At 73.7% G+C, this 21,815-nt stretch carries 17 protein-coding genes, 1 tRNA gene, 1 other RNA gene and 1 pseudogene; 10 read left to right on the top strand and 10 right to left on the bottom strand.

Going from position 1 to position 21,815, the window contains the following annotated elements; genetic code table 11:
• Positions 1-118 precede the first annotated feature (118 nt).
• Positions 119-901: a cupin domain-containing protein gene (locus tag OUQ99_RS31020; protein ID WP_267947300.1), complete on the top strand. Its 783-nt coding sequence runs from the start codon at positions 119-121 to the stop codon at positions 899-901.
• A gap of 461 nt (positions 902-1,362) precedes the next feature.
• Here the strand turns inward: OUQ99_RS31020 and OUQ99_RS31025 are convergent.
• Positions 1,363-1,695, bottom strand: a pseudogene (locus OUQ99_RS31025) (PLD nuclease N-terminal domain-containing protein); the annotation flags it as partial.
• Between the two features lie 366 nt (positions 1,696-2,061).
• Between OUQ99_RS31025 and OUQ99_RS31030 the strand changes: the two are divergent.
• Positions 2,062-2,811 carry a GntR family transcriptional regulator gene (locus OUQ99_RS31030; protein ID WP_378554227.1) on the top strand — a complete coding sequence of 250 codons (750 nt, stop codon included), beginning with the start codon at positions 2,062-2,064 and terminating at the stop codon, positions 2,809-2,811.
• A 113-nt stretch (positions 2,812-2,924) separates the two neighbouring features.
• Here the strand turns inward: OUQ99_RS31030 and OUQ99_RS31035 are convergent, their stop codons facing one another.
• From OUQ99_RS31035 to OUQ99_RS31050, 4 genes are all read right to left on the bottom strand, one after another.
• Positions 2,925-3,983 (bottom strand): aspartate-semialdehyde dehydrogenase, encoded by a 1,059-nt coding sequence (locus tag OUQ99_RS31035; RefSeq protein ID WP_267947301.1) that lies wholly within the window; start codon positions 3,981-3,983, stop codon positions 2,925-2,927.
• Positions 3,980-5,251: an aspartate kinase gene (locus OUQ99_RS31040; protein WP_267947302.1), complete on the bottom strand. Its 1,272-nt coding sequence runs from the start codon at positions 5,249-5,251 to the stop codon at positions 3,980-3,982. Before OUQ99_RS31040 ends, OUQ99_RS31035 begins: the two co-directional genes overlap by 4 nt.
• Before the next feature lie 181 nt (positions 5,252-5,432).
• Complete coding sequence (gene recR, locus OUQ99_RS31045) at positions 5,433-6,032, bottom strand: recombination mediator RecR (protein WP_267947303.1); 600 nt, start codon at positions 6,030-6,032, stop codon at positions 5,433-5,435.
• Between the two features lie 124 nt (positions 6,033-6,156).
• Positions 6,157-6,504, bottom strand: a complete 348-nt coding sequence (locus OUQ99_RS31050) for a YbaB/EbfC family nucleoid-associated protein (RefSeq protein ID WP_267950577.1) — start codon at positions 6,502-6,504, stop codon at positions 6,157-6,159.
• A gap of 301 nt (positions 6,505-6,805) precedes the next feature.
• Between OUQ99_RS31050 and OUQ99_RS31055 the strand changes: the two genes are divergently transcribed.
• The gene (locus tag OUQ99_RS31055) at positions 6,806-7,978 is read left to right on the top strand and encodes a methyltransferase domain-containing protein (RefSeq protein ID WP_267947304.1); all 1,173 of its coding nucleotides are present in this window, start codon (positions 6,806-6,808) and stop codon (positions 7,976-7,978) included.
• Positions 7,979-8,099: 121 nt separating this feature from the next.
• On the opposite strand, the gene OUQ99_RS31060 is transcribed toward OUQ99_RS31055, so the two are convergent.
• Positions 8,100-8,306: a DUF6243 family protein gene (locus tag OUQ99_RS31060; protein ID WP_267947305.1), complete on the bottom strand. Its 207-nt coding sequence runs from the start codon at positions 8,304-8,306 to the stop codon at positions 8,100-8,102.
• A 119-nt stretch (positions 8,307-8,425) separates the two neighbouring features.
• Between OUQ99_RS31060 and OUQ99_RS31065 the strand changes: the two genes are divergently transcribed.
• Positions 8,426-9,055 (top strand): TetR/AcrR family transcriptional regulator, encoded by a 630-nt coding sequence (locus OUQ99_RS31065; RefSeq protein WP_267947306.1) that lies wholly within the window; start codon positions 8,426-8,428, stop codon positions 9,053-9,055.
• A gap of 201 nt (positions 9,056-9,256) precedes the next feature.
• Here the strand turns inward: OUQ99_RS31065 and OUQ99_RS31070 are convergent, their stop codons facing one another.
• Both OUQ99_RS31070 and ffs read right to left on the bottom strand, forming a co-directional pair.
• On the bottom strand, positions 9,257-11,482 hold the full coding sequence (locus tag OUQ99_RS31070; RefSeq protein WP_267947307.1) for a DNA polymerase III subunit gamma and tau: 2,226 nt from the start codon (positions 11,480-11,482) through the stop codon (positions 9,257-9,259).
• Between the two features lie 106 nt (positions 11,483-11,588).
• Positions 11,589-11,684: signal recognition particle sRNA small type (gene ffs, locus OUQ99_RS31075), an RNA gene on the bottom strand.
• A 116-nt stretch (positions 11,685-11,800) separates the two neighbouring features.
• On the opposite strand from ffs, the gene OUQ99_RS31080 reads away from it, so the two are divergent.
• Positions 11,801-13,153, top strand: coding sequence for a DUF2252 domain-containing protein (locus OUQ99_RS31080; protein ID WP_267947308.1), 1,353 nt, complete (start codon positions 11,801-11,803; stop codon positions 13,151-13,153).
• A 175-nt stretch (positions 13,154-13,328) separates the two neighbouring features.
• Positions 13,329-13,413: transfer RNA gene (locus OUQ99_RS31085), tRNA-Ser, on the top strand.
• Between the two features lie 133 nt (positions 13,414-13,546).
• Here OUQ99_RS31085 and OUQ99_RS31090 read toward each other — a convergent pair.
• Complete coding sequence (locus OUQ99_RS31090) at positions 13,547-15,295, bottom strand: pyruvate dehydrogenase (RefSeq protein WP_267947309.1); 1,749 nt, start codon at positions 15,293-15,295, stop codon at positions 13,547-13,549.
• A gap of 189 nt (positions 15,296-15,484) precedes the next feature.
• On the opposite strand from OUQ99_RS31090, the gene OUQ99_RS31095 reads away from it, so the two are divergent.
• The 4 genes from OUQ99_RS31095 to OUQ99_RS31110 all read left to right on the top strand — a co-directional run bounded on the left by OUQ99_RS31095 (position 15,485) and on the right by OUQ99_RS31110 (position 20,050).
• The gene (locus tag OUQ99_RS31095) at positions 15,485-16,264 is read left to right on the top strand and encodes an SGNH/GDSL hydrolase family protein (protein ID WP_267947310.1); all 780 of its coding nucleotides are present in this window, start codon (positions 15,485-15,487) and stop codon (positions 16,262-16,264) included.
• A 213-nt stretch (positions 16,265-16,477) separates the two neighbouring features.
• Complete coding sequence (locus tag OUQ99_RS31100) at positions 16,478-18,493, top strand: NADPH-dependent 2,4-dienoyl-CoA reductase (protein ID WP_267947311.1); 2,016 nt, start codon at positions 16,478-16,480, stop codon at positions 18,491-18,493.
• 131 nt (positions 18,494-18,624) lie between these two features.
• Entirely contained in the window at positions 18,625-19,482 is an 858-nt protein-coding gene (locus tag OUQ99_RS31105) for a Rieske 2Fe-2S domain-containing protein (RefSeq protein WP_267947312.1), read from the top strand.
• 28 nt (positions 19,483-19,510) lie between these two features.
• Positions 19,511-20,050, top strand: a complete 540-nt coding sequence (locus OUQ99_RS31110; RefSeq protein WP_267947313.1) for a PadR family transcriptional regulator — start codon at positions 19,511-19,513, stop codon at positions 20,048-20,050.
• Positions 20,051-20,189: 139 nt separating this feature from the next.
• On the opposite strand, the gene OUQ99_RS31115 is transcribed toward OUQ99_RS31110, so the two are convergent.
• Complete coding sequence (locus OUQ99_RS31115) at positions 20,190-21,488, bottom strand: ROK family transcriptional regulator (RefSeq protein ID WP_267947314.1); 1,299 nt, start codon at positions 21,486-21,488, stop codon at positions 20,190-20,192.
• Between the last annotated feature and the right edge of the window lie 327 nt (positions 21,489-21,815).

Genomic DNA, 21,815 nt, shown 5'->3' on the forward strand with positions numbered 1-21,815 from the left:
GCCGGCCCGTCCGGGGAACCGGCGCGGGTCCTCCCGCTGATTCCGGGCGGGAACGGACGGAAGGGGCATCCGTTCAACGGCCCCCGCGGGGCGGCGCGGGCGGGGTACGGTCGGCCGCATGGCCCTCATCCTGCACCTGACAGAGCTGGAGCGCTGGACCTCCGGCGGGGACGTCGAGCCGGAGTCCCTGCGCGACCAGGGGTTCGTGCACGCCTCCCCGGACGAGCCGACGCTGCTCGCCGTGGCGAACGCGCTGTACTCCGACGCGGCCGGCCCCCTGGTCGCCCTCGTCGTGGACACGGACGCCGTCGCGGCCGAGGTCAGATGGGAGGCCGCCGACCCCGCCCCTCCGCCGGGGGTGGGCCCGGACGTGCTCTTCCCGCACGTCTACGGACCCCTGCCGCGAGGCGCGGTGCGCGGGGTGCTCCACCTGCGACAGGACCCCTCCGGCAGCTACACCGCCGCGGAGGAGCGGTCGGCCACCGCCGAGCTCCTGGACCTGCTGCCGCACCCGGAGGGCGGCTGGTACCGGCCGACCTGGCGTGCCGGGACGCAGGTCCGGCCGGAGGGCCGCCCGGGGCCGCGGTCGACCGCCACGGGGATCACGTTCCTGCTGGGGCCCCGTGAGGAGTCGCGCTGGCGCCGGCTGCGCTCCGAGGAGGTGTGGGCCTTCCACCGCGGCGGTCCGCTGTGGCTGGAGCTGGGCGGGCGCGGGGACTCCCCCGTGTCCGAGGGCGGCGCGGTGCTGGGCCCCGCGATCGAGCGGGGCGAGCACCTCCAGTTCGTGGTCCCCCGCGACACCTGGCAGACCGCCCGTCCGCTGTCGGAAGAGGAGGTCCTCGTCGGCTGCTTCGTGTCGCCGGGCTTCGACTTCGCCGGCTTCGGGACCACCGGGGACTGACCGGCCGCCGTGGGGCGCCACCGGTCCGCGACCGCGCACGGGACCGCCGGACCGCGCGGCCGGAGCAGCCGGGGAGGCCCCGCAGACATGCGGCGACCCCGGACGGGGGCCTCCCGTCCGGGGTCGCTCCGTGGCCCGGGGCCGCCTGGTCAGGCGTGTCCCATCTCCGGCTGGCTGTGGCCTATCGCGGGCCCGCCGTAGCCCATCCGGGGACGGCTCACACGCATGCCGAACCGCTCGTCGCCCGCCACGGGCCGGACCTCGCGCATGCCGATCCGGTCCTCGTCCGCCCCGGGCCGCGCCTCACGCGCCCCCGGCCGGCCCTCATTCGCCACGGCGAGGCTCTCACGCATGCTGAGGCGGTCGCCGCCCGCCCCGGGGCGCTCGTCGTCCTCCCCGAGCCGGTCCTCGTCCGTCCCGGGCCGGTCGTCGCCCGGGTGGGCCTGGGCACCGCCCGGCCCCCCGTTCCTGCCGTTGGCCACGTTGCTGTGCTGGCCGACGCTGGACGGAAGCGTGTGGCGCGCCCTCCCCTTGTCGATGCCGAGGAAGCGGTTGAGGTGCCCCTTCTTGCCGACGACGAACCAGGCGACGGCGCCGAACAGCGGGAACCAGAGGATGAAGATGATCCACAGGAGCTTGCCGCCCCCCGTGGTGTCGCCGTGGGCCAGTGCGGAGATCACGGCGGCGATCACCAGCACCAGCAGGAACAGGCCGATGAGCAGGAAGACCAGCCCGGTGATCCCGCTCATCCAGGCGACGGCGGTGTCCGTGCTGTCAGCAAGGCTCGTGAACATGACTCCCCCAAGCATGACGTGATCATATTGTCACGCAGAGTAGTCTTTTGGGGTGCCCACTCCCGTGCATTTCGTGGTTTTCGGGCGTTTCCCGGCCTTGGGGTCCCGGTTCCGATTCTTCGGACCGCGCGCGACCGGACCGAAGACTTTCGATTAGCGCCCCCTACCAGGTCTTTTCACTGCTTTACTGGGAACCATGGGCGAGCTTCGGCGATCTTGCAGGTTCACTCCCCTCCTCCGAACCGGCGTCTGCACCGGAAACGGTGGCGGCACCGTCCCCCGCGACCACCAACTCGGGCGTACCGCCCCCATTTCGCGCAAGCACAGAGACACCCCGTCCACGGGAGGCCCCGCGTCCCGGGCCTCATGACCGTGGTGAGGCAACCGCGCTACCTGTGGCTGGCCGAGCAGCTTCGCGAGCCGATCCTGCGCGGGGAGATGCCGCCCGGCACACGTCTCCCCTCCAGGACCCGGCTGGCGCGCTCCTACCGGGTCAGCGAGCAGATCTCCCGTACCGCGCTCCGACTCCTGGTGACCGAGGGCCTCGTCGAGGCCAGGCCCGGCTCCGGGTACTTCGTACGCACGGTCCCCGAGCTCTTCCGGCTGTGCCGGACGGACTCCTCCTCCGGCTCCGGCCTGGGCAAACTCCGACGTGAGGACATCGGCACCGAGCAGGAGCCGTGCTCGGCCCCGCTGAGCTCGCGGCTCCGGCTGCGCGACGGGGAGCCCGTCTACCGCACCACCTCGCGCGGGCTGGCGTCGGAACTGCCCATCACACTGCACCAGTCGTGGGAACCGGCGTCGCTCACCGCCGGGACCCTGCGCACACCCTTCGACGCGGCGCCCGACATCGGCCTGCTCGACCGGCTCAGCGCCGCGGGCCACCCGGTCGACCGCGTTGTCGAGGAGGTGGGCGTGCGCTCCCTGCGCGACTCCGAGGCCTCACTGCTCGGATCGGCCCCCGGCATACCCGTGCTGGTGGTGGAGCGCACCCACTTCAGCGCCAACCGGCCCGTCGAGACCTCGGACCTCATCGGGACGGCCGAGCAGTGTCGACTCCTCTACAAACTGACACTGGCCCGGCCCCGCCGGCCCGGGGACCCGCGGCGCCGCTGAGGGGCGCACCGCCCCCGGCGCCCCGGCGCCCCGGCGCCGGCCCGGACACGACGAAGGGCGGTGGCCGCTCCCCTCCGCGGAGGGGAGCGGCCACCGCCCCCGGATCGATGCCCCTAGGAGGTGAACTCCCGGGCGACGACCTCGGCGATCTGCGCGGTGTTCAGCGCGGCGCCCTTGCGCAGGTTGTCCCCGCACAGGAACAGCTCCAGCGCCTTCGGGTCGTCCAGCGACTGGCGGATCCGTCCCACCCAGGTCGGGTCGGTGCCCACCACGTCGGCCGGGGTCGGGAACTCGCCCCGGGCCGGGTCGTCCAGGACCGCGACGCCCTCGGCGGAACCGAGCAGCTCACGGGCGGCGTCGGCGGTCACCTCCCGCTCGAAGGTGGCGTGCACGACCAGCGAGTGGGTGGTGATCACGGGGACGCGCACGCAGGTCGCGGAGACCCGGAGGTCCTGGAGACCCAGGATCTTGCGGGACTCGTTGCGGACCTTCAGCTCCTCCGAGGACCAGCCGCCGTCCTTGAGCGAACCGGCCCACGGCACGACGTTGTAGGCCAGGGGCGCCGGGAACGGGCCGAGCTCGCCGACGGCGGCGCGGACGTCGCCCGCCCTGTCGCCGAGGCCGCGGTCGGCGCCTGCCTTCGCCATCTGGTCGCGCAGGGTGTCGATGCCCTCCTGGCCCGCACCGGAGGCGGCCTGGTAGGAGGACACGACCAGGCTGGAGACCTGGTAGGCGCGGTGCAGCGCGCCGATGGCCACGATCATCGACAGCGTGGTGCAGTTGGGGTTGCTGATGATGCCGCGCGGACGGTTGGCGACCTGGTCCGCGTTGACCTCGGGCACCACGAGCGGAACGTCGGGGTCCATCCGGAAAGCGCCGGAGTTGTCGACGGCGACCGCGCCGCGGGCGGCGGCGATCGGGGCCCACTCCTTGGAGACCTCGTCGGGGACGTCGAACATGGCGACGTCGACGCCGTCGAAGACCTCGGGGGCCAGGGCCTGGACCACGACGTCCTCGCCGCGGACCCGCAGGACCTTGCCCGCGCTGCGCGGGGAGGCGACGAGGCGGATCTCGCCCCAGACGTTCTCGCGCTCGGACAGGATGCCGAGCATCACGGTGCCGACCGCTCCGGTGGCGCCGACGACGGCGAGGGTGGGAAGACGGTTGCTCATCGGCCGGTACCTCCGTAGACGACGGCCTCGACCTGGTCTGCGTCGAGCCGGAACTCACTGTGGGCCGCACGGACGGCCTCGTCGACCTGGTCCTCCTCGACGATGACCGAGATGCGGATCTCCGAGGTGGAGATCATCTCGACGTTGGTGCCGGAGGCGGCGATCGCGTCGAAGAAGCGCGCGGTCACGCCGGGGTAGGAGCGCATGCCCGCGCCGATCAGCGAGACCTTGCCGATCTTGTCGTCGTAGCGCAGCGACTCGAAGCCGACCTTCTCCTGGACCTTCTTCAGCGCGGCGACCGCCTCCTTCCCGAAGTCCTTGGGGACCGTGAAGGAGATGTCGGTGCGCGAGGTCGAGACCGCCGACACGTTCTGCACGATCATGTCGATGTTGATCTCGGCGTCCGCCAGGGCCCGGAAGATCGTCGCGGCCTCACCGATCTTGTCGGGCACTCCGACGACGGTGATCTTGGCTTCGCTCCGGTCGTGGGAGACCCCGGAGATGATCGGCTGTTCCATGCCTTCGCTTTCCTCGACTTCCGGGACGACCCAGGTCCCCTGCTTCTGGCTGAAAGATGAACGGACGTGCAGGGGCATGTTGTACTGGCGCGCGTACTCGACGCAGCGCAGGTGCAGGATCTTCGTCCCGCACGCAGCCATCTCCAGCATCTCCTCGTAGGAGATCTGGGGGATGCGCCGCGCGGACGGGACGATGCGCGGGTCGGCGGTGAACACACCGTCGACGTCGCTGTAGATCTCGCAGGCGTCGGCCTCCAGCGCGGCGGCGAGCGCCACCGCGGTGGTGTCCGAGCCGCCCCGGCCAAGGGTGGTGATGTCCTTGGTGTCCTGGGACACGCCCTGGAACCCGGCGACGATGCAGATCGCGCCCTCGTCCACGGCCTCCTTGATGCGGCCCGGGGTCACGTCGATGATCTTGGCGTTGCCGTGCAGCGACGTGGTGATGACACCGGCCTGGGAACCGGTGAAGGACCGGGCCTCGAAGCCCAGGTTCTCGATGGCCATGGCGACCAGGGCCATCGACATGCGCTCGCCGGCGGTGAGCAGCATGTCGAGTTCGCGCGCGGGCGGCAGCGGGGACACCTGCTCGGCGAGGTCGATCAGCTCGTCGGTGGTGTCGCCCATGGCCGAGACCACGACGACGACGTCATATCCCGCTTTTTTCTGAGCCACGATCCGTTGGGCTACTCGCTTGATGGCTTCCGCGTCGGATACGGAAGACCCACCGTACTTCTGCACGATTAGGGCCACGATCGATTGCTCCTGAGGAGTTGGGATCAAGACAATGAAATGGAGTGTAGCCAGCGACGCCGTCGTCTACACCGTCCGACCTGGGACGGGAACGCTCGGAGTGCATGACGCACCAGCGCTCGGGCCTACCCGGTGAAACGGAGGTTACTCATATTTCGCCTGGATTACGGCGAAGTGTGAGCTAGAACTCGAGACTGCGGCGGCCCTCGAAGGCGCGGCCGAGGGTGACCTCGTCGGCGTACTCCAGGTCGCCGCCGACGGGCAGCCCGCTGGCCAGGCGCGTCACCTTCAGACCCATGGGTTTGACCAGCCGCGCCAGATAGGTCGCGGTGGCCTCCCCTTCCAGGTTGGGGTCCGTGGCGAGGATCAGCTCGGTGATCTGGCCGTCCGCCAGGCGGACCATCAGGTCCTTGATGCGCAGGTCGTCGGGGCCGACGCCCTCGATCGGGCTGATCGCGCCGCCCAGGACGTGGTAGCGGCCGCGGAACTCGCGGGTGCGCTCGATGGCGACGACGTCCTTGGACTCCTCGACCACGCAGATGACGGCGGTGTCGCGCCGGGCGTCACGGCAGATACGGCACTGCTCCTCCTCCGCGACATTGCCGCAGACGGAGCAGAAACGCACCTTCTCCTTGACCTCGACCAGCGCGTTGACCAGGCGCTTGACGTCCGCGTGCTCGGCGGACAGCAGGTGGAAGGCGATTCGCTGCGCGCTTTTCGGACCGACGCCGGGCAGTCGCCCCAGCTCGTCGATCAGATTCTGCACCGCGCCTTCGTACATCGCCTACCCACCAGGTCGGACCGGATCGGCGGGGCGGTCCGTATCCCCTGACACCACCGTATCCGGCGCGACGACCTCTCGCGTACGCGCCGCGGAGGCCGCCCCGCCCGGCGGCCGCTCCGGGTCAGAAACCGGGGAGGCCGGGCATGCCCCCGGGCATCCCGCCGCCGCCGAGCCCCTGGGTGAGCGGGCCCATCTTCTCCTGCTGGAGCCTTTCCACCTGTGCCTCGGCGTCGCGGATGGCCGCCAGGACCAGGTCCGCGACGGTCTGCGCGCTCTCGTCCGCGTCGCTCGGGTCGATCGCGTCGGCGGAGACCGTGATGTCCTCCACCTGGCCGCGGCCGCTCAGCCTGACCTTGACCAGGCCGCCGCCGGAGGTGCCCTCGACCTCGGCCTCGTCCAGGGCCTGCTGGGCCTCCACGAGCTGCTGCTGCATCTGCTGGGCCTGCTGGAGCAGGGCCTGCATGTCCATTCCGCCAGGGTTCACGGCCGTCTCCTCGCCGCACTCATGGTGCTGGGTCTCGCAGTTGTGTGGCTGTCGCTGTGAGACTAACCGGTCGTCAGGGAACATGCTGGACCGACCCGGGGCGGCCCGGCGGCCGGGCGGGGCGACGCGGAGTCGACTCTCCGGAAGGCGCCCCGACCCGTGGCCAGCGCGAAGAGTAGCGGTAATATCACTTTCGGTCGAAGAGATGTCCCGCGGGGCACGGCCGTCCCGGTGGAGCCCGCGGGCGCCGCCGGCATCACGACAGCCACGGGGGACTGAGGACGTGTTGACCGCCAGTGAACGCCACTCGGCACTGATCGAGGCGATGATCGCGGACGGCACCCTGACCGACGCCGCGCTGATCCACGCCTTCCGGTCGGTTCCGCGACACCGGTTCATCCCCGAGACCGGCGCGCTGACCGCGCGCGGCGGCGTGCTCGACGCCACCAACGACCCGGAGCGCTGGCTGGCCGCCGTCTACGCCGACAACGCCATCGTCACCCAGGTGGACGAGTCCGGGATCCCCCGGGACCGCGAGGCGCCCGCGCCGCGCGAGCCCGAGCCGGCGGCCCCCGCGCCGGAAGCGGCCTCGGCCTCCTCCAGCGCGGCCCCCACGGTCCTCGCCCGCATGCTGGAGCTCGCCGGCCTCGCCGCCGGGAACACGGTGCTGGAGATCGGCACGGGGACCGGTTGGAACACCGCGCTGCTGGCCCACCGGCTGGGCGACGGAGCCGTCACCTCCGTGGAGATCGACCCCCGCCTGGCCGGGACCGCGCGCGGGGCCCTGCGCGCGGAGGGCCTCTCCCCCGCCGTCCACGTGGCCGACGGGTACGGGGGCCGCGTGGAGGGCGCCCCCTACGACAGGATCGTCTCCACCTGCGGCGTGCGGCGGCTCCCGCCCGCGTGGCTCGACCAGGTGCGGCCCGGCGGGCTGGTGGTGTGCCCGTGGGGGCTGCTGGAGGGGGCCGGGGTGCTCGCCCGGGTGGAGTGCCCGGGCGACGGGACCGCCCGGGCGAGCTTCCACGGCGGCGTGGGGTTCGTCCCGCTGCGCACGCCCGACCCGGCGGCCCCGCCCGCGCGCGACTCCGGGCAGCAGCCGGACGAGTACCGGCTCACGCAGACCGACCCCCTGGCTCCGCTCATGGCCTTCACGACGGCGTTCGCCCTGTCGGTGATGGTGCCCGACTGGCGGGTGCGGCGGCGGTGGATCGGGACGGGATCGGGCGTGTGGGTGTGCGACCGGGAGGGCGGCTCGTGGGTGAGGGTCTACCCCTACGGAACGTCGTGGATGATCGAGCAGGGCGGCCCGAGGAGCATCTGGGACGAGTTCGAGGAGGCCCTGGCCCTGTGGGCCGAGCTGGGCAGCCCCGAACCGGACCGGTTCGGTCTGTCGGTGTCGGGCGACGGGGCGCACCGGGTGTGGCTGGACTCGGCGGACGGCCGCGCCTGGGACGCGTGAGGGCGTCCGGTCCTCACAGCGGCGTCCGGCCGGACGGGGGGCCTGGACCGCGCGGACGGGCACTGAGAGCGCGAACGCCGACGGCCCCCGACCGTCTCCGGTGGGGGCCGCCGCCGTGCGTTCACGCCGTTCCTTCGGTGTCCTCGGACTCCTCGGAACTCTCGGGCGCGTTCTTCTCTCGGAGCTTGCGCAGCAGTTCCTGCTTGCGCTCCTGGGCCTCGGCGCTGGGGCCGCCCTTGCCCCCGCCGGAGCCCCCGCGCATCGCGGAGCGGGAGACCGTGGTGCGCTGTCCGCCCATGCCGAGAAGGCCGTCACTGTTCTTGGACATGCGGACCTCCTTTCGCTTGAAGCGAGACGTGACGTCTCGCCAGATGTGATCCTGCCTCTGTAGGGTATCGGTGTCAAGACGATACGTCTCGTCATTTTTGAGCGGTTAACGTGGCAGGTATGGCTGAGAGCACCCCATTGGAAGACTCCCGGGCACCCCGGCGCGGCCCGGACCCCCGCCGCCGCAGCGAACGGGCGCGACGCGCCGTCCTGCGCGCCGCGTCGGAACTGCTGGGCGAGGTCGGTTACACCAAGGTGACCGTCGAGGCGATCGCCGCGCGGGCCGGTGTGGGCAAGCAGACCATCTACCGCTGGTGGCCCTCCAAGGCCGCCGTGGTGTTCGACGTCTTCACCGCGCTGACCGGCGGCACGGCCGGCGAACCCCTGCCCGACACCGGCGACCTGGCCGCCGACCTGAGGACCGTGCTCCGCGCCATCGTCGACGAGTTCAACGACCCCGAGATGGACCGGACCACCCGCGCGTTCACGACCGAGCTCCAGAACGACCCCGTGTTCGCAGAGGCCGTCAACGAGCGCCTGCTCCGGCCCAACACGGAGGCGTTCAAGGACCGGTTGCGCGCCGGGCGCGAAGCGGGCCAGCTCGCCCCCGGGGCCGACCTCGACATCGTCACCGAGCTGCTGACCGGACCGCTCCACCACCGCTGGCTGATGCGCACCGGGCCGCTGACCCACGCGTACGCGGACGAGCTCGTGGAGACGGTCCTGGCCGCAGTGGGCCCCCGGGACTGACCGCGTCGGCCGGGGGCGGCGCCCCGGTGCCGGGCGCGGGCTCCAGGGCCGGCCGGGGCCTCCGCCGGGCACGCCGGCGCGGTGACCGAAACGGTGCTCCCGTCCCGCCCCCACCTCACACCGGCAACGCTTCCGGACGCTCCCGGGGAGCGCGCTCGGCGGGCGCCGCCCGCCGCCCGGCGGGGTGGGTGCCCGCCGCACCTAGAAGGGCGCGTCCGTGTCGGCCCCGTGCTCGATCTCCTCGATCATGCGGCCGCCCAGCTCCGTCTCGATGAGCGACGTCCCGCCCGCGCCGGGGGACGCGGACCCGCCGGCGGGGGCCCGGCCCGCGGCGGAACCCCGTCCCCCTGCCGGCGCGGTGTCCACGGCCGCGGACGACGGTCCGCCCGAGGGCGCCGGAGCCGGCCGCTGCGCACCGCCCGGGGCCGGAGCGGGAGTCGGGGAGGGTGCGGCCTCCTGGCGCCCGGGGGCGGGGGCCGTCCGGGGCTGCGACCGGCCGGCGGACGGGTCGTCGTACTCCGGCGGCGGGGACGCGGCCGCGTCCTCGTAGGGGTCCGGCGGCGGCTCCTCCAGACCGGTGACGATCCGGTCCGGCGGCGGGCCTGCGGCCCGGCCCGCGGCCTCCGGCTCCGGGGCGGCGGGCGGAGGGGCGGGTTCGGCCGGCCGTGCCGGGGCGGGGGCGTCCCACCCGGAGGGCTCGGCCGGGCGCGCGGGCTCGGGGCGCCGGGCGGGCGCCGCGGCCGACGCGGCGCTGCCGGCCGCGGCGACCCGCACCTCGATGCCGAGGACCTGCCGGATCGCGTTGGCGACCACCTGGTCGCTGCCGCTGTTGCTGAAGCCCTTGGCCTCGCTGGGGCGGGAGAAGCCGAGCAGGACGGCGTTGCCCTCGACCCCCACCGGCCGGACCTCGCCGCCGGAGAGCACCATCCAGGTGAACCGGCGCAGACCCTTGACCGCCTCCAGGATCTGGCTCCACGACCCCTGGACGCGTCCCAGGTCGAGGGCGCCGCCCCCGCCGGACGGGGCGGCGGGAGCCGACGGTGCGTGGCGGGCGGGTTCGGGCGTGCTCGGACGGGCCGGGGCGTCCCAGCCCGCCGGCTCGGGGGCGGGGGCCTGCGCGGGGGCCGGGGACGCGGGGGCCGTCTGCGGGGCGGCCGGGGCACGGGAGGGTCGGGGCGCGGGAGACTCGGGGGCCCCCACCGGCTCGGGGGCCGGGGCGGCGGACCGGACCGGCGCGGCCGGTGCGGCGGGGGCGACGGCGCCCGAGGCGATCCGGCGCTCCATCTGCTCCAGGCGTGCCAGCAGGGCCGCGCCCTGGCTGCCGTCGGTGCCGGGCAGGAGCACCCGCGAGCACATGAGTTCGAGCAGCAGGCGGGGCGCGGTGGCTCCGCGCATCTCGGTCAGGCCCTGGTTGAGGATGTCGGCGGCGCGGGTCAGCTCGGCGGGCCCCATCCGGGCGGCCTGCCCCCTCATCTGCTCCGCCGCCTCGTCGGCCACGTTGACCAGGCCCTTGTCCAGGGCGTCCGGCACCGCTGCCAGGACGACCAGGTCGCGGAAGCGCTCCAGCAGGTCCGTGGTGAACCGCCGCGGGTCGTGCCCGCCCTCGACCACGCGGTCGATCAGCCCGAACACGGCGGCGCCGTCGCGGGCGCCGAGCGCGTCGACCATCTCCCCCAGCAGGCTGGAGTCGGTGTAGCCCAGCAGGGAGACGGCGCCCTCACGGGTGATGCCGCCCTCGCCGGACCCGGCGATGAGCTGGTCGAGCACCGACAGCCCGTCACGGGCGGAACCGGCGCCCGCCCTGACCACCAGCGGCAGCGCGGCGGGGTCGTAGGAGATCCCCTCCTCCTTGAGGAGGTCCTCGAAGAGCTCCCGGAGCGTGCTCGGCGGGATGAGCCGGAACGGGTAGTGGTGCGTCCGCGAGCGGATCGTGCCGATGACCTTCTCGGGCTCGGTGGTCGCGAACACGAACTTGAGGTGCGGGGGCGGTTCCTCCACCAGCTTGAGGAGCGCGTTGAAACCCTCACGGGTCACCATGTGCGCCTCGTCGATGATGTAGATCTTGAAGCGCGAGTTGACCGGTGAGAAGAAGGCGCGCTCGCGCAGGTCGCGGGCGTCGTCCACACCGCCGTGGGAGGCGGCGTCGATCTCGATGACGTCGATGCTGCCGCCGCCGTCGGGGGCCAGCGCCACACACGAGTCGCAGGTCCCGCACGGGTCCGGGGTGGGCCCCTCGGCGCAGTTCAGCGAACGGGCGAGGATGCGCGCGCTGGTCGTCTTGCCGCAGCCGCGCGGGCCGCTGAACAGGTAGGCGTGGTTGATGCGACCGCTGCGCAACGCCTGGCGGAGCGGGTCGGTCACGTGTTCCTGGCCCCGCACCTCACCGAACGTCGCGGGGCGGTACTTGCGGTACAGCGCGATGCTCACGGTGTGCTCACTCCCCTGGTCCCTGCCACCCGTCCATTCAACCCGCCGGCAGTGACAGCTCGCACCGGATCGGGGAACCGGGAGGGTCCGACCGGGCCCGAGAAACAGAAAGGACCCCCCGCGCACCCGCCAGAGCCCATTTATCCTTGCTGCCTTCCGGCCCTGGGGAGGTTCATAGGGTGACGCCGCACGAGGGGTCTGCCCCGAGTGTATCCGACCTCCCGACCGCTCTGGCAACCCCGCGCGCCCGCCCCCGCGGGGCGTCCCACGGCGCCCGGATCCCGGCACGCATGGCCATGACGGCCCCGCGGGGCCATCATGGACGGCATGTTCGACCCCCTGGAAACCACCGACCGCTCCTCCGAGCGGCAAGACCTCATCGTGGACACGCTGGAGAACGCCTTCTCCGACCTGATGTCCACGGCCCCGGCCGCGTTCCGGGCCAAGTTCCGCAAGATGGCCGCCAGTCCCTTCGCGTTCTACCGGGGCAGCGCCTCGCTCTTCTACTCCGACGTGGCGTCGATGGAGGACCCCTGGGCGGACGACCGCACCTCACGGGTGTGGATCCAGGGCGACCTGCACGCCGAGAACTTCGGCACCTACATGGACTCGACCGGGCGCCTGGTCTTCGACGTCAACGACTTCGACGAGGCCTACCTCGGCCACTTCACGTGGGACGTGCTCCGGTTCGTCTCCAGCATCGCCCTGATGGGATGGCAGAAGGCCCTGTCCGACGAGGACATCGGCGCGATCGTGCCGTGCTACGTCGACGCCTACGTGTCCCAGGTCCGCCAGTTCGCGACGCGGGGCGGCGACTCCGGTTTCTCCCTCAAGCTGGACAACACCGACGGCACGGTCCACGACGTGCTCCAGCGCGCCCGCCTCCGCAGCCGCGCCGCCATGCTGGCGTCCATGACCGACAGGGACGGCTACAACCGCCGGTTCCGGGAGGGGCCCCGGGTGCGCCGGCTGGAGGACGGCGAGCGCGAGAAGGTGCTCGCCGCCTACCACGTCTACCTGGGGACCATCCCGGACGACCGGCGCTTCGCCTCGCTGGACTACGGGGTCAAGGACGTGGTGGGCAGCGGCGGCTTCGGGATCGGCTCCGCGGGGCTCCCCGCCTACAGCGTGCTCATCGAGGGCCGGTCCGAGGCGTGGGACAACGACATCGTCCTGTCCGTCAAGCAGGGGAACGTGGCCGCGCCGTCCCGGGTGGTGACGGACCGGCGCATCATGGAGGCCTTCGAGCACCACGGGCACCGCACCGCCGTGTCCCAGCGCGCGCTCCAGGCGCACGCCGACCCGCTGCTGGGGCACACCGAGATCGACGGCGTGGGCTTCGTGGTGAGCGAGGTGTCCCCGTACACGAACGACCTGGACTGGGAAGGGCTCACCGAGCCCGAGGAGGTCGTGCCCGTACTGGACTACCTGGGCCGCGCCACCGCCAAGGCGCACTGCGTGTCCGACTCGCACGCGGACGCGACCCTGGTGGCGTGGGAGACCGAGGAGGCGCTCATGACGGTGCTCGACGGCCGGGAGGCGGAGTTCACCGAGTGGTGCGTGCGCTTCGCCCACCGCTACGCGGCCCAGGCCCGGGCGGACCACTCGCTGTTCGTGGACGCGTTCCGCAACAACGCCATCGAGGGGGTGCGGTCCAGCCGGGCCGGCTGAGCCGACGGGCGGCCCCGCAGGGGGCGGGACCAGGGCCGGAGCGGGTCCGCGCGACGGCCCCGACCGCCCGCCGGGGCGCTCCCCGGAGCCTTCCCGGGACCCTCCCGGCGGCCCTCGGGGAGCGCCCCGGCGAACCCGTTCGGACCACCCCCCTCCGGCGTGTAGAGTTGTGCGCGGAGGATTCGCCTAGTGGCCTAGGGCGCACGCTTGGAAAGCGTGTTGGGTGCAAGCCCTCAGGGGTTCGAATCCCCTATCCTCCGCAGCGGCTAGCTGCCGAGACGAAGGCCCCGACCGGACACCGGTCGGGGCCTTCGCCGTTCGCGGCCCCGATCCTGGTCCCGGTCGGCCGTTTCCGGGCCGCTCTCCCCCGCCCGGGCGACCGGCCCCCGCGGCCTAAGGCCGGGGGATGTTGCGCAGGTTGGAGCGGGCCATGTCCACCATCGCCCCCACCCCTCCCCGGAGCACGGTCCGTCCCGCGGACAGGGCGAAGCCCGCCACCTGGTCGGCGGTGATGCGGGAGGGGATGGAGAGCGCGTTGGGGTCGGTCACGACGTCCACCAGCACCGGCCCGGGGGCCGCCAGGGCCTCCCTGAGCGCGTCGCGGACCCGGTCGGGGCTCTCCACCCTCAGGGCGCGCATGCCGATCGCTCCGGCGACGGCCGCGTAGTCCACGCGCGGGTGGTCGGTCTGGAAGGAGGGCATCCCGTCCACCATCATCTCCAGCTTCACCATGCCGAGCGAGGAGTTGTCGAACACGACCGTGGTGATCGGCAGGTCGTGCTGGTGGACGGTGATCAGCTCGCCCAGGAGCATGCTCAGCCCTCCGTCGCCGGACAGCGAGACGATCTTCCGGTCGGGCGCCGCGTAGGCCGCGCCGATCGCGTGCGGCAGCGCGTTCGCCATGGTGCCGTGCGTGAACGAGCCGATCACCCGGCGGCGGCCGTTCGGGGTCAGGTAGCGGGCGGCCCACACGTTGTTCATGCCCGTGTCGACGGTGAACACGGTGTCCCCGTCGGCCTCCTCGTCGAGGATCCTCGCCACGTACTCGGGGTGGACGGGCGTGTGGTGCTCGATGTCCCTCGTGTACGCGTCCACCACCTTGGTCAGCGCGCGTTCGTGGCGGGCCAGCATGTCGTGGAGGAACCGGGTGGCGGAGGCGGCCGTGCGCTCCCCGACGAGCGGCCTCACGGCGCGCAGGGTCGCCGCGACGTCCCCGTGCACCGCCAGCCGGAGCGGCACCCGGCGGCCGAGGCGGCGCGGGTCGTGGTCGACCTGGACGACGTTCTTCCTGGGCAGGAAGTCGTCGTAGGGGAAGTCGCACCCGAGCATCAGCACCAGGTCGGCGCCGTGCAGGGCCTCGAAGCACGCGCCGTAGCCGAGCAGGCCGATCATGCCGACGTCGTACGGGTTGTCGTACTGGATCCACTCCTTGCCGCGCAGGGTGTGACCGACCGGGGCGTGCACCCGTCCGGCCAGGGCCATCACCTCGTCGTGCGCCTCCCTGGCCCCGGCGCCGCAGAACAGGGCGACCTTGTCGGCGGCGTTGATCAGTTCGGCCAGCGCGCGCACGTCGTCCTCGGCGGGCCAGGCGGTGGCGCGTCCCGCGGCCACCGGGCTGGTGTCGGCCGGGCCCACGGCCTTGCGCCCGGCGATGTCCCCGGGCAGGACGAGGACCGCCGCGCCGGGGGTGCCGAGGGCGTGCTGGACGGCGATCCGGGCCAGGCGCGGCATCTGCTCGGCCTCGGAGACGAGTTCGCGGAACTCGGTGACGTCCGCGAACAGCCTCTCGGGGTGGGTCTCCTGGAAGTAGCCGGTGCCGATCTGGCGCGAGGGGATGTGGGAGGCGATGGCCAGGACGGGGGCTCCGCTGCGCTGGGCGTCGTACAGGCCCTGCACGAGGTGGGTGTTGCCGGGGCCGCACGACCCGGCGCAGACGGCGAGCCCCCCGTCGATCTGTGCCTGGGCCGAGGCGGCGAACGCCGCCGCCTCCTCGTTGCGCACGTGGATCCATTCGATGCCGTCGGTCTCGCGGACGGCGTCGACGACCGGGTTGAGGCTGTCGCCGACGACCCCGTAGATCCGGGTCACCCCGGCGGCGACCAACGTCCGGACGAGCTGTTCGGCGACGGTGTTCCTGGCCACGTTGGTTCCTCCTGGGCGCGTCATCGCAGGTCCGGGGTGCCACGGGGGCGCCCCGGTCCACGCTAGGAGCAGGGACCGGCGCCGTGCCGGACCGCCACGCGCCTCCGTCCGCCTACCCCTACTCCCCTAAATGATTAGTCATCGAGTGGAGTACTCTTCCGGTGCTGTCCACGAGGAGGAGGAGAGGGCATGGAGCTCGAGGGGGACCTGCGCTACGTGGCGCTGGGCGACAGCCACACCGAGGGGGTCGGGGACGGTGACGACGAGACCGGGCTCCGGGGCTGGGCGGACCGCCTCGCCGACCGCCTGGCCGCCACCGGTGCGCGGGTGGAGTACGCCAACCTCGCGGTCCGGGGGCGGCTGGCCCGCCAGGTGCGCGAGGAGCAGCTGGCCCCCGCCCTGGAGATGCGCCCGGACGTGGCCACCGTGTTCGCCGGGGTCAACGACGTGATCCGGTCCGGGTACGACGCCGGGGCGGTGGTCGGCCACATGGAGGCGATGTTCGCCGAGCTGACCGCGTCGGGGGCCCGGGTGGCGACCCTGACCTTCCCCGACATCGCCAGGATCGCCCCGCTGACCAAGCCCCTGCTGCCCAGGGTGCTGGACTTCAACGAGCGCCTGCGCGCCGCGGCCGGGCGGCACGGTGTCGTCGTGGCCGACGTCGCCGCGCACGAGGTGTCCACGGACCGGCGCCTGTGGGCCACCGACCGCCTGCACTGCACGCCGCTGGGGCACGACCGGATCGCCGGAGCGCTGGCCTCCGCGCTGACGCTCCCCGGCGCCGACGGGTCGTGGGCGGACGCCCTGCCCCGGATGCCCGAGCGGAGCGCGCTGCTCGCGGTGGCGGAGGAGGTCCGCTGGCTGGGGACCTTCCTCGGCCCGTGGATCCTCCGACGCCTGCGCGGCCGCTCCTCGGGCGACGGCCGCGCGGCCAAGCGCCCCGCGCTCCTGCCGGTGGAGCCGGCCTGAGCCGGACGCCCGGCGGTCCCGCACCCCCGGGCGCGCGTGGACGCCGTGGCCTCCGGGTCGCGCCGCGGCTCCGCCCCGACCGTGCTCCCGGGCGCGCTCGGACGTCGTCCGCGAACCGTCGCCGGGGCACCGCGCGAGTCATTTTGCAACTTGTTGCATAATGAAGTCGAGGTCGGCCGGACACCGACCGGGCAACCGCGCGAGGAGACGAGCATGAGCGACTACCCCCACCTTCTGGAACCCCTGGACCTGGGCTTCACCACCCTCCCCAACCGCGTGATCATGGGCTCCATGCACATCGGCCTGGAGGAGGCCCCCCAGGGGTTCGAGCGGATGGCCGCCTTCTACGCCGAGCGTGCCCGCGGCGGCGTCGGCCTCATCGTCACCGGCGGCATCGCGCCCAACCCCGAGGGCGCCACCTACACCGGCGCGGCCAAGCTGACCACCGAGGCCGAGGCCGCCGAACACCGCGTGATCACCGACGCCGTGCACCGCGAGGGCGGCCGGATCGCCATGCAGATCCTGCACACGGGCCGGTACGCCTTCAGCGAGCAGTCCGTCGCGCCCAGCGCGATCCGGGCCCCCATCAGCGCGTTCACCCCCCGTGCCCTGTCCGACTCCGAGGTCGAGCAGACCATCGAGGACTTCGCGCGCGCGGCCGAGCTCGCCAGGCTCGCCGGATACGACGGCGTCGAGGTGATGGGCTCCGAGGGCTACCTCGTCAACCAGTTCATCGCCTCCGCGACGAACCACCGGGAGGACCGCTGGGGCGGCTCCTACGAGAACCGGATGCGCTTCCCCGTCGAGATCGTGCGGCGCGTCCGCGAGCGCGTCGGCGACGACTTCATCCTCGTCTACCGGCTCTCCATGCTCGACCTGGTGCCCGGCGGCTCCACGTTCGACGAGGTCGTCCGGCTCGCCAAGGCCGTCGAGGAGGCCGGCGCGACCATCATCAACACCGGCATCGGCTGGCACGAGGCCCGCGTCCCCACCATCGCCACGTCCGTGCCGCGGGGCGCCTACAGCTGGGTGACCCGCAAGCTGATGGGCGAGGTGTCCGTCCCGCTGGTCGCGGTCAACCGCATCAACACCCCGGAGGTCGCCGAGGCCGTCATCGCCGGGGGCGACGCCGACATGGTCTCCATGGCCCGGCCGTTCCTCGCCGACCCGGACTTCGTCGCGAAGGCTGCCGCCGGGACCCCCGAGGAGATCAACACCTGCATCGGCTGCAACCAGGCCTGCCTCGACCACACCTTCAGCCTCAAGATCACCTCCTGCCTCGTGAACCCGCGTGCCTGCCACGAGACCGAACTGGTGCTCTCCCCCACCAGGAACCGCAAGCGCGTGGCCGTCGTCGGCGCCGGCCCCGCCGGCCTCGCCTTCTCCGTGTCCGCCGCCGGGATCGGCCACGAGGTCACCCTGTTCGACGCGGCCGAGGAGATCGGCGGCCAGCTCCGCATGGCCCGCCGCGTGCCCGGCAAGGAGGAGTTCGACGAGACCCTGCGCTACTTCCGGGTGCAGCTGGACAAGCACGGCGTGGACGTGCGGCTGGGGACCACCGTGACCGCCGCCGACCTGACCGGCTTCGACGACGTCGTGGTGGCCACCGGGGTCGTCCCGCGCACGCCGGAGATCCCCGGCGTCGACCACCCCAAGGTGGTCGGCTACGCGGACGTCCTGCGGGGGAACGCGGACGTGGGCGCACGGGTCGCGATCATCGGCGCGGGCGGCATCGGCTTCGACGTCGCCGAGTTCCTGACCGACGGCGGCGAGGGCGCGAGCCGGGACCCCGACGTGTTCTTCCGCCAGTGGGGCGTGGACACCGGCCACACGACGGCGGGCGGGCTCCGGACCCCCGAGCGCCAGGCCCCGCCGCGCACCGTGCACCTGCTCCAGCGCAAGGCGGACAAGGTCGGCGCGGGCCTCGGGAAGACCACCGGGTGGATCCACCGCCTGGAACTGCGCCACCGGGGTGTGGAGATGATCGCCGGCGTCTCCTACGACCGGATCGACGACGAGGGCCTGCACCTGACCGTCGGGGACGACAAGACCGTGCTCGACGTGGACACCGTGGTGCTCTGCGCCGGCCAGGAGCCGCGCCGCGACCTCGCCGACGAGCTGGCGGCGGCGGGGATCGGCGTGCACGTCATCGGCGGTGCGGACGTCGCCGCCGAACTGGACGCCAAGAGGGCCGTCGACCAGGGCACCAGACTGGCCGCCGCGCTGTAGCCGGGGCCCGGCGGAGGGGCCGCTCCCGGGGTGCCCGCGCCCCGGGGCCGGACAGGGAAAATCCGGTTCAAGCCCTCCCCGGCCCCCCGGAACGGGGAGTGAACCCGGGGGACCGGGGTAGCCGTCCCACCATGAGGCTTGGTGAAGGCGTACGCAAGATCGAACGGAACGACGGACTCGACCCCGCGGTCTCCCTGTTCAAGCGGGTGGCGGGGCGCATCCCCCGCGGCCGGGCGCGCGACCTGCTGAACGGTGTGCAGCTCGGGCACCCGGCCCACCCGATCCTGGTCCAGCTGCCCATCGGCGCGTGGATGTCGGCGGTCCTGCTCGACCTCCTGCCGGGGGACAACCGCCGGAGCGCCCACGCGCTGGTGAACACCGGACTGCTGGCCACCCTGCCCGCGGTGGTGAGCGGACTCGCCGACTGGTCGCAGCAGCACGAGAGGCAGCAGCGCGTGGGCGTGGTCCACGCCGCGTCGAACGCCGCGGGGAGCCTGCTGTTCGCGTCCTCCTCCCTCGCCCGGGCGCGTGACCGCCAGGGCTGGGGGCGGGCCCTGGCCCTGGCGGGCATGGGGGCGGTCGCCCTCGGCGGCTCCCTCGGGGGACACATCGCCTACTACCGGGCGGGCGGCGCCAACAGCGCGGACCACCTGACCGACCTGGTGCCCGGCGGCTGGCACGACCTCGGCCCGCTCGACGGGTTCGACGAGGGGGAGCCCGTGCGCGCCTCGCTGGGCGACGTGCCGGTCGTGGTGGTCCGGACGGGGGACGCCGTGCGGGCGGTGCTGGGGACGTGCACGCACATGGGGGCCCCGCTCGCGGACGGCTCCGTCGTGGACGGGTGCCTGCGCTGCCCCTGGCACGGGAGCGAGTTCGACATGGACGACGGGTCGGTCGTCCACGGTCCGGCGACCGCCGGGCTGGAGACCCTGGAGACGTCCGTCACCGGCGGGACCGTGCGGGTCCGCCACCTTCCGCCCGACGCCTGACGTCCCCGGACCTTCCTAGAATGCGCTCATGTCCCTGCCCCACGCGATCCTGACCGCCCTGCTCGAGAAGCCGTCCTCCGGGCTGGAGCTGACCCGCCGCTTCGACCGCTCGATCGGGTACTTCTGGTCGGCGACCCACCAGCAGATCTACCGGGAGCTGGGCAAGCTCGAGAAGGCGGGGCTGATCAGGGCCCTGGACGGCGAGGGGCCGACCCGGGGGCAGAAGAAGGAGTACGAGGTCCTGCCCTCGGGCCGGGAGGAGCTGGAGCGGTGGGTCGGCGTGCGCGAGGACCCGCGCGCGCCCCGCGACCCCCTGCTGCTGCGCCTGCGCGCGACGGGCGTCGTGGGGGTCGGCGGGGACATGGTGGACGAGCTGCGCCGCCACCGCGCGCTGCACCGGGAGCGGCTGGCCGAGTACCGGGAGTTCGAGAGGCGCGACGCGGCGCGCGGCCACGGGACCGAGCGGGACCGCGTGCACCGCCTGGTGCTCCAGGGCGGGATCGAGCTGGAGCTCTTCTGGCTCACCTGGCTCGACCGGGCCCTCGCCGACCTGGAGGGCGCCGGCTGAGCCGCGTCCGCGGCGGAGGCCCCGGGCGGTCGCGGCGTTGCGGCCGTCCACGCGCCCCGGCGGCGCAGGGGCCGGGGCACGGCCCGGGTCGGGGCCGGACGCGCCCGGCGGAGCGGTACGCGCCCCGCTCCGCCTCCGCTCACCGGGGAGCGGGCGCCGCCGACTCCGACAGGTCCTCGGGCAGGCGCACGCGCGGCCGCAGCGGCACCAGCCGCGACTGCAGGACCATGGTCGCCGCCCCGATCGCGGGTGCCGTCGCCGCCGACGCGGACAGGCGCACCTCGACGGGGTGGCTGGCGCGGGCGAAGAAGGCGCCCTCCAGCTCGGACCTGATCGCGGGCAGGTAGACGGACCCCGCCACCGCCAGGCCCGGCCCCGTCAGCACGAGCAGGTCCAGGTCCATGACGTTGGCCAGCGTCCGCACCGCCGCCGCCAGGTACCGGGCGGAGCGCTCCAGGAGGGCGCGCGCGGTCGGCTCGCCGCGACGCGCGGCCCGGACCACGGCGGCGAACTCCGCCGCCTCGGACCGCTCCGCGCGCCCGCCGCCCCCGGGGCCGTCCGTCGGGCCGCCGTCCGTGCCGCCGGCCCCCGCCGCCCCCAGCCCGGCGGCGCGCGCCAGTCCGGCGTCCGCACGCGCGGCACGCACCACCGCGGCGGGCCCGGCGAGCGCCTCGACGCATCCGCGCGCGCCGCACCAGCACGGCGGGCCGTCCACGTCCAGGCACACGTGCCCGATCTCCCCGGCGTTCCCGCTGGCCCCGTGGTAGGGGATGCCGTCGACCAGGATCCCGGCGCCGATGCCGGTCCCCATGTACACGGCGGCGAAGACCGACGTCTCGCCGACGCCTCCGGACCAGTACTCGCCGAGCGCGGCGGCGGTCGCGTCGTTGCCGGGCACCACGGGCAGGCCGCAGGCCCTCTCCAGCTCCTCCGCCACGGGGAAGTGCGCCCAGTGCCGCATCGACGGCAGCGGCCTCGCGCCCCCGGTCGCGGAGACGAGCCCCACGCCCAGGACCCGGTCGCGCTCCACCCCGGCCCCCTCGACCAGCGAGTCGACCTGGCGGGCCGTCCGGGCGACCATCGCGGCGGGGTCGTCGCCGCCCGCGTCGGCCCTGGTCACCCTGGACACGACGGCGCCGGTGAGGTCGGTGAGCGCGTACGTGACGCCCATCGGGTCGAGGTGCACGCCGACGGCGTACCGGGCCCCGTGGTCGAGCTGGAGCAGCACGCGCGGCTTGCCCCCGGTCGACTCGGCGCGGCCGGTCTCGCGGACCAGGCCGTCGTCGATGAGCGCGCGGACGACCGTGGAGATGGTCGCCCCGGTGAACCCGGTCGCGGCCACCAGCCCGGCCCGGCTGATGGTGCCCGCCGCCCGGATGACGTCGAGGACCGCCGCCCTGCTCGTGGTGTGGGGGGTGGCGCGTGATGGACCGCCCAAGGGAACCTCCGCCGCTTCCGTGCCGTGGCGTCCGCGCGGGGAGCGGCCTCGGTGTACGCCCAGAGGCCCTGCCGCCGCGCCCCGGCGGGGCGCGTACCAGCGTACCGCCGCACGCGCCCCTCCCCCCGGGGGCGGTCGCCCGGCCCCCGGCAGGCGGCCCGCGACCGGGCATCCGGGGAGGCCGGCGCGGACCAGCCCGCGGGCCGATCGGCGGGGCGCAGGCCCCGTCCGTGAGCGGGGGCGCGGACCGCTCACCTCCGACGGGGTCACCGCACCCCATTGACTTAGTTAGTTCATCGAAGTAAGAATCTCCGGAGTGGTCCGGCG

It is taken from the genome of Streptomonospora nanhaiensis, assembly GCF_026642255.1.
Taxonomy (GTDB): domain Bacteria; phylum Actinomycetota; class Actinomycetes; order Streptosporangiales; family Streptosporangiaceae; genus Nocardiopsis; species Nocardiopsis tropica.

Coding starts and splice junctions, on each gene's coding strand:
- OUQ99_RS31020 (WP_267947300.1), top strand. CDS start 119: ATGGCCCTCATCCTGCACCTGACAGAGCTGGAGCGCTGGACCTCCGGC.
- OUQ99_RS31030 (WP_378554227.1), top strand. CDS start 2,062: ATGACCGTGGTGAGGCAACCGCGCTACCTGTGGCTGGCCGAGCAGCTT.
- OUQ99_RS31035 (WP_267947301.1), bottom strand. CDS start 3,983: ATGAGCAACCGTCTTCCCACCCTCGCCGTCGTCGGCGCCACCGGAGCG.
- recR (WP_267947303.1), bottom strand. CDS start 6,032: ATGTACGAAGGCGCGGTGCAGAATCTGATCGACGAGCTGGGGCGACTG.
- OUQ99_RS31050 (WP_267950577.1), bottom strand. CDS start 6,504: ATGGACATGCAGGCCCTGCTCCAGCAGGCCCAGCAGATGCAGCAGCAG.
- OUQ99_RS31060 (WP_267947305.1), bottom strand. CDS start 8,306: ATGTCCAAGAACAGTGACGGCCTTCTCGGCATGGGCGGACAGCGCACC.
- OUQ99_RS31065 (WP_267947306.1), top strand. CDS start 8,426: ATGGCTGAGAGCACCCCATTGGAAGACTCCCGGGCACCCCGGCGCGGC.
- OUQ99_RS31080 (WP_267947308.1), top strand. CDS start 11,801: ATGGACGGCATGTTCGACCCCCTGGAAACCACCGACCGCTCCTCCGAG.
- OUQ99_RS31095 (WP_267947310.1), top strand. CDS start 15,485: ATGGAGCTCGAGGGGGACCTGCGCTACGTGGCGCTGGGCGACAGCCAC.
- OUQ99_RS31100 (WP_267947311.1), top strand. CDS start 16,478: ATGAGCGACTACCCCCACCTTCTGGAACCCCTGGACCTGGGCTTCACC.
- OUQ99_RS31105 (WP_267947312.1), top strand. CDS start 18,625: ATGAGGCTTGGTGAAGGCGTACGCAAGATCGAACGGAACGACGGACTC.
- OUQ99_RS31110 (WP_267947313.1), top strand. CDS start 19,511: ATGTCCCTGCCCCACGCGATCCTGACCGCCCTGCTCGAGAAGCCGTCC.